Annotated in this window: 9 protein-coding genes; all 9 read right to left on the bottom strand. The window is 71.5% G+C overall.

Going from position 1 to position 12,842, the window contains the following annotated elements; all coding sequences use genetic code 11:
• Positions 1–53: 53 nt before the first annotated feature.
• Complete coding sequence (locus KIF24_RS10085) at positions 54–3,518, bottom strand: condensation domain-containing protein (protein WP_221083802.1); 3,465 nt, start codon at positions 3,516–3,518, stop codon at positions 54–56.
• Complete coding sequence (locus tag KIF24_RS10080) at positions 3,515–4,153, bottom strand: class I SAM-dependent methyltransferase (protein WP_221083801.1); 639 nt, start codon at positions 4,151–4,153, stop codon at positions 3,515–3,517. The genes KIF24_RS10085 and KIF24_RS10080 overlap by 4 nt, the downstream gene beginning before the upstream one ends.
• Positions 4,150–5,460, bottom strand: a complete 1,311-nt coding sequence (locus tag KIF24_RS10075; protein WP_221083800.1) for an MFS transporter — start codon at positions 5,458–5,460, stop codon at positions 4,150–4,152. The genes KIF24_RS10080 and KIF24_RS10075 overlap by 4 nt, the downstream gene beginning before the upstream one ends.
• Positions 5,457–6,518: a D-alanine--D-alanine ligase family protein gene (locus KIF24_RS10070; RefSeq protein ID WP_221083799.1), complete on the bottom strand. Its 1,062-nt coding sequence runs from the start codon at positions 6,516–6,518 to the stop codon at positions 5,457–5,459. Before KIF24_RS10070 ends, KIF24_RS10075 begins: the two co-directional genes overlap by 4 nt.
• A complete protein-coding gene (locus tag KIF24_RS10065; RefSeq protein WP_221083798.1) occupies positions 6,515–7,768 on the bottom strand; it encodes a DegT/DnrJ/EryC1/StrS family aminotransferase in 1,254 nt (417 codons plus the stop codon). The genes KIF24_RS10070 and KIF24_RS10065 overlap by 4 nt, the downstream gene beginning before the upstream one ends.
• A 6-nt stretch (positions 7,769–7,774) precedes the next feature.
• On the bottom strand, positions 7,775–8,515 hold the full coding sequence (locus KIF24_RS10060; protein WP_221083797.1) for a thioesterase II family protein: 741 nt from the start codon (positions 8,513–8,515) through the stop codon (positions 7,775–7,777).
• 76 nt (positions 8,516–8,591) lie between these two features.
• Entirely contained in the window at positions 8,592–9,473 is an 882-nt protein-coding gene (locus tag KIF24_RS10055) for a TauD/TfdA family dioxygenase (protein WP_269440674.1), read from the bottom strand.
• Positions 9,474–9,528: 55 nt separating this feature from the next.
• Entirely contained in the window at positions 9,529–10,560 is a 1,032-nt protein-coding gene (locus KIF24_RS10050) for a GntG family PLP-dependent aldolase (protein WP_221083795.1), read from the bottom strand.
• A gap of 52 nt (positions 10,561–10,612) precedes the next feature.
• Positions 10,613–12,835 carry a pyridoxal-phosphate dependent enzyme gene (locus tag KIF24_RS10045; protein WP_221083794.1) on the bottom strand — a complete coding sequence of 741 codons (2,223 nt, stop codon included), beginning with the start codon at positions 12,833–12,835 and terminating at the stop codon, positions 10,613–10,615.
• Positions 12,836–12,842 lie beyond the last annotated feature (7 nt).

Genomic DNA, 12,842 nt, shown 5'->3' with positions numbered 1-12,842 from the left:
GGGTGTCGAGGTCCTCGCTCGGTCCGAGGACCTCGACACCCGGCTCGTCGCGCTCAGTCCGGCCCGGTCAGCTCGGACAGTCGCTGGCCGGGCCGTCGCGTCGCCGCCAGCAGCAGGTCGCGCCACCGGGCAAGCAGCCCGCACGCCCCCGGCCCGTCCCAGAGGTTGGTGTTGAACTCGACGCTCAGTTCCAGGCGGCCGGACCGGATCGCGGCGGTGAAGTACAGGTCGTTGCGGGCCGTGTCCAGCCGGGTGAACTCCCAGTCGACTGTGCAGCCGGTCAGGTTCCAGCCGCTGCGGTCGGGCTCCTGCCACTCCATCGCCACCTGAAACAGGGGCAGCCGGTCGACCTGCCGCGGTATCGCGGCTGCCCGTACCAGCTGTGGGAAAGGCAGACCCTGGTGGTCGTACGCGCCCAGCACGGTGTCCCGTACCCGGGTCAGCAGCTCCGCGAAGGACGGGTCGCCCGCGCAGTCCACCCGCAGCACCAGCGTCGCGATCGTGCACCCGACCAGCCGCTCTGCCCCGGGCAGCCGGCGGTTCTCCCCCACCGCACCGATAGGAATTTCGGCGGCGCCGGTGAGGCGGTGCAACAGCGTTGCCTGGGCGGCGGTGACCAGGATGAACGGGCTGACCCGATGGGCGGCGGCCAGCCGCAGGAGACTGCCGGTCTGCTCCGGGTCGAGCAGGATCGAGATCTGGTCACCGTCGAAGGTGGGCAGCGACGGGCGCGGCAGCGGAGTCGGCAACGACAGCACCGGCAGATCGGCCAGGGCCCGCTCCCAGTACGCCCACAGCGCGGTCGGCTCGGGGCCGGAGAGCCACTCGTCCTCCCAACGGGCGTACTGCTGCCAGGTCAGTCCGGCCGACGTGGCCGGCACAGCGCCTCCAGCCACGATCGCGTTGTAGCAGGCGCTGATGTCGCGACAGAAGACCCCGTACCCCACCCCGTCCATGCCGATGTGGTGCACCGTCAGCAGCAGCACGTGTCGCCCGTCTGGCGCCACCACCAGGGTCGCCCGGATACCGGGTTCCCGGGAGAGGTCGAACGGTCGCAGCGCCTGTTCCACGGCGAGCCGGTCGATCTCGGCCGCCCGGGTCTGCGGCGGTAGCGCGCTCAGGTCGACGACTGCCAGTCGCGGGCCGTGCGGCTGCGGCACCTGCACCGGCCGGTCCACGACGAAGCGGATCACGCTGCGCAACATCTCGTGCCGCTCGACGACCTGCGTGAACGCCTGCCGCAGCGCGGTCGGGTCGAGCGGGCCGGTGATGTCGACACGCAGCGGGCTGTGATAGGTCGCCCGGCCGGGAGCGAGCCGGTCGAGGACCCAGATCTGGGTCTGCGCCGCCGTCAGTGGAACGGCGGCGGCGCGGTCGGGAGTGACCACCGGTCCGGCAACGCCGACACCGGCCGGCGCGGCCTCGCTCGCCCCTCGGGGTCCGGGGGACGCCCCCCGCTCGACCCGACGGACCAGGGAACGCAGCGTCGGAGCCTCGAAGATCCACCGGATCGGCACCGGTGTGCCGATCTCGGTGCGCAGCCGCGACGCCAGTTCCGCCGCCATGATGGAGTGGCCGCCGAGAGCGAAGAAGTCGTCGTCGTCACCAATCTCGTCCTGATCCATCACCTGCTGCCAGATCTCGCGCACCCGGCTCATGAGCACCGCGTCGTCGGTGCTCACGCCGGCGGGATGGTCCACGTCGATCACGGTGGGAATCGCGTAGCGAGGCAGCCGGGCGGCGAGGAACTCTGCCAGCTGCTGGGATGTCGGCGCCGGGTCAACGGCGCGCGTCACCCGGGCGCGCAGTACCGGTGGCGTGCCGCCGCACGTGACCTCGGCAGCGCGGACGCCGGGATGCACCGAGAGTGCGGCGGCCACCTCGTCCAGCGGCACGCCGAGTCCGTTCACCACCGGGTGGCGGTCGTGCCGCCCCAGCCGCACAAGGTCGCCGCGCCCGTCCACGTAACCGAGTTCGCCGGTATCGGCCAGGCTCTGACCGTGTACCGGCAGGAGCCGGTCCCCGACCACCCGGACGTGCTGCGGGTCGATCGCGACGACCCGGCCCACCACACCGCGCGGCGCGAGGGTGTCGACGCCCTGCACCACCTGCTCCGAGGCGGGAAAAGGGGCACCGACCGGTGGGACCTCGGAGATGGCCACGGCCCGTTCCGGCGCGGAGAGCATCGGCAGGTCGGCGACGGCCGTCCGGGGCGCCTCGATCGCCGCGGCCAGCAGGGTCCGCAGGTGGGCGAAGAGAGCCCGAACGAACGGCTCGGGGAGCAGGCCCTCGTCGAACTCCAGCCAGAAACCGAGGGTGTCCGGACCGGTCTGGGCTTCCACGATGAGATCGAATCGGGAGCGGGTGCGAGGGACGTGTTCGTACCGGATGCGCAGGGCCTCGCCACGCAGTTCGGCGTCGCGGACGTCGGCGTGCGAGAAGACCACCTGCACCAACGGGTGATAGCTCGGGTCCCGGTCTGGCCGGATCAGGTCGACCAGGTGGGAGAAGGGAAGCCGGTCGTGGTCGAGCGCGTCGAGGCTGACCTCCATCACGTGCCGGACCAGTTCGTGGAAGGACTGGTCGGGGCCGGGTCTCAGGCGCAGCGGCACCGTCGCGGCGAAGAAGCCGACCAGCGGCTCCCACTGCTCCTCCGGGCGGGCCGCGCTGGCCGTGCCGATGAGCAGGTCCCGACGACCGGTGTAGCGGTGCACGACCGCGGTGAAAGCGGCGAGCAGCACCGCCGCAGGGGTGCTGCGGACGCTGGCGGCGCACCGGTACAGCGACCGGGCCAGGCTCGCCGGGAAGCTCACCTGGATCCGCCGCCCGTGCGAGGACTTGACCGGCGGACGGAGAGCGCCTGGGCGCAGTTGGAGGACCGGGACGGCACCGTCGAGCTGCCCGCGCCAGTACCGCTGCTCGTCGGCGAGTTCCCGGTCCCCGAGCAGCCGACGTTGTTCCTCGGCGAAGTGCCGGTACTGGCGAGGCAGCTCCGGCAGGTCGGGCACCCGCCCGGCGGCGTGCGCCTCGTAGGCGGCCAGCATCTCGTGCAGCACCACCCGCAGCGACCACCCGTCGGCCACGATGTGGTGGGTGGCGAGCACGAGCACGTGCTCGGTGTCCGCCAGGCGCAGCAGTGACGCGCGGATCAGCGGACCACTGCTCAGGTCGTACGGGGGATCCGCGACCAGCGCGGCGAGATCGGCGACCATCCGGTCGCGCAGGGCCACCGGCACGTACGACAGGTCGGTCGGTTGACCCAGGTCGATGGCGAGTTCGGGCAGGATGCGGCAGACCGGTGCGCCGTCGACGGTGTGGAAGGTGGAGCGCAGCACCTCGTGCCGACTCAGGACCACGTCGAGGCTGCGCTGCAGCAGCGGCACCCGCAGCTCGCCCTCGATGCGCAGCACCCAGACCTCGTTGTAGGTGCCGGGCGCGAGGCTCTCCATGAGCCAGAGTTGTTCCTGCGGGAACGACAGCGGGCTGAGCCGGCCGGCGGCGGTCTCGATGCTGGTCACCCCGTCCCCCACCGCCGGGCCAGGAGCCGGGTGACCGAGTGCCGGTGCGGGATGGGCTGGTCGGCGTGGGAGGAGATGACGTCGTCGTCGTGTACCTCGGCCACCTCCCAGTCGGAGTTGAGGTAGTGGCCGACGAGGATGTTGTGCGGCAGGATGCAGCGCGGTGGGTTGGCGTGGTTGTCCAGCTCCTGTTTGCGGTCGTTGAAGGAGCACATGACGTGCCAGCCGCCGACCCGGGTCGCCCGCTGCAGGGCGGTCACCGCGGCGGCGACTGCCGTGGCGTCGGTCAGCCAGTGGGCCACACTGTCGAAGACCACGACGTCGTAGCTGGCGGGTGGCAGGGGTTGGGTGAGGACGTCCTGCACGGACCAGGTGATTCCCGGCTCGTCCGGCCAGGCCGCACGGGCGTTGCGCAGCGCCAGTTCGGAGACGTCCGTCGCGTCGACGAGGGCCCCGTGCCGGGCCAGGTAGGCGGCGTTGCGCCCTTCACCGCAGCCCGCGTCCAGCACCCGGAGGCCCTCCAGCGAGGTACGCCGAGTCAGACTCTCGAGGACCGGTTCCGGATCACGTCCCCAGAGGCAGGGGCTCATCTCGTAGCCGCGGTCGCAGCCGCCGTCCAACGTCGGTCCGCTCATGCCGTCGCCTCCACGTCCTCAACGGTGCGTAGCTTCGGAATCGGCGAGAAGATCAGCCAGAGCAGCGACAGCGGGATGCCCACCGCGGTGATGAACAGCGTCGGCCGCAGCCCGATGGCGTCGCCGAGCAGGCCCGCCACCAGCGCGGAGATCGGCACCAGGCCACCGATGAGGAACCGGAAGCTGGCGTTGACCCGTCCCAGGATGTGCTGCGGGATCACCATCTGGCGCATGGTCATCTCGGCGATGTTGGAAGAGACGATGCCGTAGCCGACCACGAAGTGGATGACGCCGAAGAGAATCGCGGCCGTGGTCGTCGTTCCGTTCACCAGTGGGATGGCCATGATCGGCACGACGGCCAGCAGGTAGGCGACGATCAGCAGCCAGCCGTAGCCCAGCACCTTGAGCAGCCGGCCCATGGTGATCGCGCCGAGCAGCCCGCCGACTCCGAAGGCGGCGAAGATGAGGCCGAGTACCGCGGGGCTGATGTTGAACTCGCGCGTGGCGTAGAGCACGAAAAGGGTGAGCATCAGGACGGAGAAGAAGTTGAAGGTGGCGCTGTTGCCCGCAAGTGCCCGTACCACCGGGTGCCTGACCGTGGTCCGCAGGCCGTGACCGATGTCGCTGAAGACTCCGCGCCAGCCGCGGCCGATGTCCTCGGTGGGTTGCTTGACGGGCGGCTCCGGCGTCTTCACCAGCATGAGGGCGATCGCCGAGGCCACGAACGAGATCGCATCGACGACCAGCGCGAACGGGGCGCGCAGCGCCTGCACGAGCAGACCGGCCAGCCCGGGCCCGGCGATCTGGGACAGCGAGTCCGTCGCCTGGAGCCGACTGTTGCCGGCCATCAACTGCGCGCGGGAGACGATGCTTGGCAGGTAGGACCGGTAGGCCAGGTCGAAGACGACCGAGAGGCAACCGATGGCGAAGGCGACGAGGTACATCACCGTCATGGTCAGCGAGTCGAGGAACGCCAGGACCGGGACGAGACCGATCACGAAGGCCCGCGCCAGGTCTGTACCGATCATCAGCGGTCGTCGGCGCATCCGGTCGACCAGGACGCCGAAGAGCAGGAGCGGGCCGAGGAAGGCCAGCTCGCGCAGCGCCGACATGATGCCGATCTGAGTGGCGCTCGCGTCGAGAATGAGGATCGCGGTCAGCGGCAACGCCAGGGTGGTGATCTCGGTGCCGAAGGCGGAGATCCCCTGGCCGAGCCAGAGCTTGTTGAAGTCGCGGTGACGGTTCAGCGAGGACGATGGAGTGCCGTCGTCCGACGGTGTCTCGTCGCGAAGGGTTTCGGTGCTCATAACGGGGTTTCCTCTCGGGCTCCGAGTACGGCCGGCGCGTTGCCGGTGTTCCAGGGATCGCAGAGCATTACGGAGTCGCCGGCGTGCCGACGCAGCGCGGTCACGGCGTCCGCCGGGTCCTTCCCGGCGACGGTGAGCCGCGAGGTGGCGTACACCTGTTGCGCCGGGTCGTTGAAGGACGCACCGGTGTACGGCACCTCGGCGGCGTACCGATGGGCCGGCAGCGCCGCCGACGACGGCAGGTGATGCAGCGAGAAGACGGGAACGTCGGCGGCCAGCGCGGCGATCCGCAGGGTGCCGCAGATCCGTGGGTTGATCTCCAGGACAAGGCCGGCGCCCTCGGCCTGGACCAGGAACTCCACCTCCAGGAAACCGTCGACATCTGCGCTCCGCGCGATCGTCTCGGTGACGTCACGCAACCAGGCGTCGAGAGCGGGGGTCATGCCCGGAGCGGGACAGAGCCGCAACCGGCGCCATGGTGGAACCAGCATCGGCGACGTCGGTCCCTTCCAGACCGGGGGCAGAGTAACGGTGCGCCCGGCGGTGCGGTGGGCGACGACGGAGTACTCCACGCCGTCGGCGTACCGCTCGGTGAAGTAGTGCGGGGACGACGACGCCTCGGTGGCCATCCGGATGCCGATGCTCTGGGTGCTGTTGCGCCCCTTGACCACCAGCGGGTCGCCGTCGACGTCTTCGAGCGTGCCCTCGTCCTGGTACCGCCATGGCGACGTGGGGATGCCGTGCCGGTCGAAGAACCGCTTCATCGCCACCTTGTCGATGCCGAGGGTCGCCGCGCCGCCCGACTGGACGATGGCCCGATGGCCGGCGGTGCGTAGCCCGGCGGCGAGTTCCCGGTCACGCAGCAGCGTGTCGTGGCTGGTCAGGAAGACGGCGGTCGCGGCGCTGAGGCCGTCGAAGCCGCGCCGGAGCATCTCGGTGTCGACCCGTGGTCCCTCCCCCAGGTGCAGCCGGCGGTCGCCGGGGCGCCACCGGACGAAGTGGGTGAACCAGCTGGCCAGGCTCTCCACGCCGACGAGGTAGACCGAGACCGGGCTCATCGGGGCACCGCCAGGTCGGCGAGCGCCCGCTCGGCGGCGCGCAGGTACGCGCCGAGCAGCTCCTCCTGCGGCTGGTTGAAGAAGGTGCCCGGCAGGCTGATCCACTCGTCGTGCAGACGGCCGCTGACCGGAAGGTCCTCCGGGGCGTATGCGAAGTGTTGACGCAGCGTTGCCGGGGAGTACGCGTGCCAGGTGGGCGGCCGGCATCCGGTGAAGACCGACGTGCGGTGCAGCGGGGCGGTCTGCGGTACGCCGGCTCGTACGCCGTGGCGTTTGAGGGCGGCGACGAGCTCGTCGCGGTCGAAGCCCGCGCGCTGCGGGTCGACGCGCAGCACGATGTCGTACCAGCCGCCCATGGTGTGCCCGGGCGCGATGCCCGGGCCGTCGATGCCCGGGTGGGTGCGCAGCGCGGCGACGAGCGCGCTGGCGTTGCGCGCCTTGGCGGCCACCAACTCGTCGAGGCGGCGCAGGTGGCTGCTGGCCAGGACCGCCGCGACGGGGCTGATCCGTAGGTTGCCGCCCAGCCCGACGTCGGCGAGGCGGCGCAGCGCCGGATCGCGGACGGTGAGTCTGCTGCGTTGGCGGAAGCTGCTCAGCAGACAGGCCAGGTCGTAGTGCTGGCTGTCGCGACAGGCGAGGACGCCGCCCATGCCGCCGCTGACCAGTTTGAGTCCGCCGATGCTGAAGACGGCGAGGTCGCCGAAGGTGCCGACCGGCACGCCGTTGATTGTGGATCCGTGGGCGTGGGAACAGTCCTCGATCAGCGCCAGTGACCGTTCGCGGGCCAGCTTCGTGATCTCCGCCATCGGGGCGGGGTGGCCGAACAGGTGGGTGACCGCGATGGCCCGGGTCCGGCTGGTGATCCGGTCGGCGAGGGCGGTGGCGGTGACGTTGCCGGTGGCCGATCCGCTGTCGCAGAGCACCGGTGTGGCGCCGAGCACGAACAGCGGCGAGGCGGTGGCGAGGAAGGTCAGGGAGGGGACCAGCACCTCGTCGCCGGGGCCGAGCCCGAGGACGTAGTACGCGGCGAGCAGTGCGCTGGTGCCGGAGTTGACCGCGAGGACGTTTCGGCCGTCCAGGGTGCCGGAGAAGAGCTGTTCGATCTCGGCGATTTCCGGGCCGTGCCGGTAGTCGAAGGTGCGACCGGCACGGATCAGTGCGCTGGCTCGGGCCACGGCCGGGTCGTCGTAGACCGGCCATTCCTGCGGGTGGTCGATGGCCCGTGCAGCGGCGATTCCGGTAGAGGTCATGGCCGCCTACCGCGCCACGCTGAGTAGGTCGTCGTCGATCAGCCGCAGTATCTGGCCGGCATGCTCGTGTAGGAAGAAGTGCCCGCCGGGGAAGATGCTCACGCGGCAGGGGCCGGCGGTCTCGCGTTCCCAGGCCCGGGCCCGCTCCGGGGTGGCGTAGTCGTCGTCGGTGGCGGCGAAGGCGTGCACCGGCACCGACGACGGGGTGGTGTACGGGTATCCCCAGGTGGCACCGATGGTCAGGTCTGCGCGGATGACCGGCAGCGCCAGCCGCATGAGGTCGGGGTTGCCGAGTACCTCCGGTGGAGTGCCCCCGAGGTCGGCCAGCCAGGACAGCAGCCGGTCGTCGGGTTCGGCCCAGGCCACCTCGGGGATCCGCAGCCAGGGTGCGGGGCTGCCGGAGGCAAAGAGCCAGGCGGGCAGGGGGCCGCCCTGCTCCTCGAGGTGCCGGGTCAGCGCGTAGGCGATCCGGGCCCCCATGCTGTGCCCGAAGAAGGCGAACGGGCGCTCTCGCAGCAGCGGATCGAGGGCGCCGACCAGCAGGGCGAGCAGGTCGTCCATGGCGGCGATGGGACGTTCCCCGAGCCGGTTCTCCCGGCCCGGCAACTGCACGGCGGCCACCTCGACGCGAGGCAACCAGTGGTGCCACTCCCGGTACGCCGACGCGCCGCCCCCGGCGTACGGGAAGCAGAACAGCCGCGTGGGGGCGGCGGGATTCGGCGTGGCGATGCTCACCCACTTGTCCATCCAGCACCTCGACTCGTCTTGATCGCTGCGGACGATCGGAATTTACCAGAGTCAACGCTGCAAGTCATGACAGGAGTCATGGAAAGTTGACAGCCTGGCGGGCGTCGCCCTGCGCCTCCCACAGCGACCACGTCCCGTCGTACGCGCTGCGCCCGTGCGCCATCCGTACGTTGTCGACCAGGAGCAGGTCGCCGGGTGTCCACGGCAACCGGATCGTCGCGGCGTCGATCGCCTCCTGCACCGCGGACAGATCCTCGGCCGGCACCGGCTCCCCGTCGCCGAAGAAGGTGTTGAACGGCAGCCCGTCGCGCCCGTACGCGCTCAACAGCACGTCCCGCTCGTCCGGTTGCAGGCTCCACTCGCTGAGAAAGGCGATCTGGTTGAACCACGCTGTCGTACCCGTGTCGGGGTGCACCAGAGTCGACGGACGGGCCTGCCGGGTACGAAGTGTGCCGTCGGCCAGCCACCCGTGATCGATCGCCTGCGTGGCGCAGTACGCCTCGACCTCGGCGACTGTCTCCACCCCGAACGCCTGTTGCCAGCTCATCCCCACGTAGGGTCGGAAGTTGCGGACCAGCATCCAGCCGCGCGTGACGAACGTGTCGCGGACCCCCGACGGCAGCCGGGACAGCGTCTCCACCCCGTCGGCGAGCAGGGTGTTCCCCGTCGTCGCCGGCCCCGGCGGGTGTGCCAGGAGCAGGGTCGCCGGGAACTCCAGGGCGTGGCTCTGCTCGTTGTGTGGACACATGTCCCGGTACGCCGGCCAGGTCGGCGCGCCGTGCACCTCTCCCAACACGTGCGGACGCGGCGCGAACGGCTCCCGGCGGGGGCAGGGCCGCACCAGTGCCTCGACGGCCGCCGCGAAGCGCTCGGGGTGTGCAGCGCGAGCCCGCGCAGCCGCACCACACCGGCCGCGTCGAGCCGTTGCCGCAGCTCGACGCGGTTGTCGTGCAGCCAGTCGGCGGCGTCGGCCCGCCGAACCTCGACGATCTGGCCGGTACCCGCCACCGTGGTCACCGCGACACCACCCGGTCGATGATCTCCACTGCCCGGTCGACGTCGGCGCTACCGACGCCGCGGTGGGTCACGGCGCGGATCCGACCGTGCCCGAACTCCGCCAGCCGCAGGCCGAGGTCGGCCGTCGCGGCGACGAACCGCTGCCAGGGCATTTCCTCGAGGCGGAACAGGACGATGTTCGTCCGCACCCGCTTGGGCTCGATCGTCACCCCGGGCAACTGCGCCAGCCCTTCGGCGAGGCGCAGCGCGTTGGCGTGGTCCTCGGCGAGCCGTTGCGGCATCTCGGTCACGGCGATCAGCCCGGCCGCAGCCAACACGCCCGCCTGCCGCATCCCACCGCCGAGCAGCTTGCGGGCCCGCCGGGCCCGGTTCGTCACGTCGGCGGGACCGGCCAGCATCGAGCCGACCGGGGCGCTGAGCCCTTTGGAGAGGCAAAATTGCACGGTGTGGGCGTGCCGGGCGACGGCGGCGGCGCTGGTTCCGGCCGCCACCGCGGCGTTGAACAGACGGGCACCGTCCAGATGGACCGGGACGCCCCGCTCGTCGGCGAGGTTGCGCACCGCCGCCAGGTACGCCTCGTCCAGCACCACGCCCCCGGCGCGGTTGTGGGTGTTCTCCAGGCAGATGAGCGCGGGCAGTGCGAACTGCGGATCGTCCGGGTCGTCGGGAAAGGCCGCGGCGATCCGGTCGAGCGGTAGCCGCCCGTCCTCGTCGGTGGCGACCGGCTCGTAGCTCGCCCCCGCGCAGACACTCGCGCCCGCGGCCTCGTACAGGTAGATGTCGGACTCGTCGCCGACGACGACCTTTGCACCGCGCGGCACCTGGGCCAGGATCGCGCAGAGGTTGGCCATCGTGCCGCTGGGCAGGAAGCAGGCGGCCTCCTTGCCGGTCAGCTCCGCGCTCGTCTCTTCCAACTCGCGGACGGTCGGGTCCTCGCCGTAGACGTCGTCGCCCAGGGAGGCGCTGGTCATCGCGGCGAGCATCTGCGGGGTCGGCAGGGTGAAGGTGTCGCTGCGCATCTCGATCATGCGGAGACCGTCACTTTCTCGTCAGCCGCGGCGGTTCCGTCCGACGCGGGCGTCACATCCAGCGCCACCCGGGCGATGGCCCCGTCGAGGCGGGCCCGCACCGCCTCGGGGTGTCCCCGGTGGCGATCACCCAGCCGAGCCGCCCGTACGCGTCCGCCGCCGGACCGACCGTGGCACCGACCCGGGCCGTGACCGTCACGTCGTGCACGCCCGGCAGCGCGGCTGCCTCCTCGACGCCGGCGACGGCACGCACCACCCCGCAGGTCTCGGCGACCAGGAAGCGGATGCCGGCGTACCCGGTCGCGAGCGCCGAGGGCTCCAGCGGCAGCCCGGCCGCCGCCAGTAGCTGCCGCTGGACCAGGTCGAGCCCGGAGGCGAGGCGGATCAGCTCAGGGATCATGCCGCCCGCCAGCCTCGCGTTGATCTCGACGACGACCGGACCGGCGTCGGTCAGCCGGATCTCGACGTGCGCGGCGCCATGGTCGAGCCCGACCGCGGCGAGCGCCCGCCGGGCGGTTTCCCGGACCGCCTCGCTTCCCGGTCGCTCCGCCGCCGGGAAGACGTGACCGACCTCCACGAAGTACGGCTCGGGTCCGATCTGCTTCTCGGTGACGCCGACGATCTCCACGCGCCCGTCCGAGGCGAACGCCTCCACACTCACCTCCGGGCCGGCAAGGTACTGCTCGACCAGCACGGAGCCGGAGGTGGCCTGGCCGCGTACGTTCACCGTGACGGCGAGCAGTGCGGCCACCTGGGCCCGCGCCTCGGCCTCGGTACGGCACAGCCGTACCCCGGCCGAGGCGGAGTCGTCGGTCGGCTTGACCACGCAGGGCAGCCCGGACCGCGCCACCGCCGCCGGGACCTGGTGCGGTGCCCGCACGACGGTGTGCCGCGGCTGCGCCAGACCCGCCCGGTGCAGCAGGATCCGGGTGCGTGCCTTGTCCCGGCAGGCCGCGACCGCGTCCGCGCCGTTGCCGGGCAACCGGAGGCAGTTCGTCAGGGTGGCAGCGGTCACCAGGTAGAACTCGCTCGTGGTGGTGACGCCGGCGAGGCGGCGCTGCCGGGCTCGCCGGGACAGCAGCGTACGGAGAACGTCGATGTCGTTGGTGTCGCACTCGATGACCTCCGCGGGTGTGTCGGGCAGTCCGAGGTAGCGCCCCGGGCGGTGGGTCAGCAGCACCGGGCGCAGCCCCAGCCGCGCCGCCTGGCGCAGCGCCAGCATCCCGGTGCCGGTGGTGTTGGACTCCACGAAGATCAGTTCCTGGCGCGGCACCGGCGCGTAGGACCACGAGGTGATCTCGGTGCCGTACGACACCCGCACCGGCTCACGGGCCAGCGGAAGGTCGTCGAGCTGCTGCTCGGCCCAGTACGTGTCGTCGTAGAAGCCCTCGGCGTACCGGTCGCCCCGGTCGGGCAGGATGCCGACCATCCGGATCCCCGGGGCGAGCCGTCCAATCAGCCCCTTCATCACCTGATACACCGACCCGGCGGAGTTCCCGGCGAAGATCCCCTGTTCCCGGGCGAGGTCCCGGGTGGCGGCGAACGCCTCCCGATCGTTGAGCCAGTGGATCTCGTCCAACACCGTGTGGTCGAGGTTCTCCGGATGCAGGCTGTTGCCCAGGCCGCTCTGCCGTCGACGGGGCTGGTCGGGGTGACCGAACAGGACACTGCCCACGCAGTCGACCGCGACGACCCGCGACGCCGGCTGCTGCTCGCGCAGGGCGCGGGCGGTACCGCAGAGGGAGCCACCACTGCCAACCGAGCCCACCAGCACGTCGACCGCCCCCAGGTCAGCGGTGATCTCCCGGGCCAACGCCCGGTAGGCGCGCGGGTTCAGCGGGTTGCCGTACTGCTGCGGCCAGTACGAGCCGGGCAGCTCCCGACGCAGCTCGGCGAGGCGCTCCAGGCGGGCGCTCTGCCACCCGTGGCGGGCCATCGCCGACACCACGTGCACGACACAGCCGAGCGATCGAAGCTTGGCCAGGGTGATCGGATCGATGCGGGGGTCGGTGACGATGTGCACCGGGTGCCCGAGCACTGCGCCGACCAGCGCCAGTCCGAGTGCCAACGTGCCGGACGAGCTCTCCACGATCGGCGCGCCCGGTGTCAGCTCACCGGTCGCCCGCGCGGCGAGGACCACCTCGCGGGCGACCCGGTCCTTCATCCCGTACGGGTTCTGGAGCTCCAGCTTCGCGTAGAGCTGCACATCGCCGGGGGCCCGCAGACGGACCAGCGGGGTGTGCCCGATCGCGTCCACCATGGATTCGAAGCGCACGGCAGCT

It is taken from the genome of Micromonospora tarapacensis, from assembly GCF_019697375.1.
GTDB lineage: Bacteria > Actinomycetota > Actinomycetes > Mycobacteriales > Micromonosporaceae > Micromonospora > Micromonospora tarapacensis.
Note: the sequence above shows the minus strand (reverse complement) of the source record. Positions and strands in the feature narration are given on the sequence as shown.

Coding starts and splice junctions, on each gene's coding strand:
- KIF24_RS10080 (WP_221083801.1), bottom strand. CDS start 4,153: ATGAGCGGACCGACGTTGGACGGCGGCTGCGACCGCGGCTACGAGATG.
- KIF24_RS10075 (WP_221083800.1), bottom strand. CDS start 5,460: ATGAGCACCGAAACCCTTCGCGACGAGACACCGTCGGACGACGGCACT.
- KIF24_RS10070 (WP_221083799.1), bottom strand. CDS start 6,518: ATGAGCCCGGTCTCGGTCTACCTCGTCGGCGTGGAGAGCCTGGCCAGC.
- KIF24_RS10065 (WP_221083798.1), bottom strand. CDS start 7,768: ATGACCTCTACCGGAATCGCCGCTGCACGGGCCATCGACCACCCGCAG.
- KIF24_RS10060 (WP_221083797.1), bottom strand. CDS start 8,515: ATGGACAAGTGGGTGAGCATCGCCACGCCGAATCCCGCCGCCCCCACG.
- KIF24_RS10050 (WP_221083795.1), bottom strand. CDS start 10,560: ATGATCGAGATGCGCAGCGACACCTTCACCCTGCCGACCCCGCAGATG.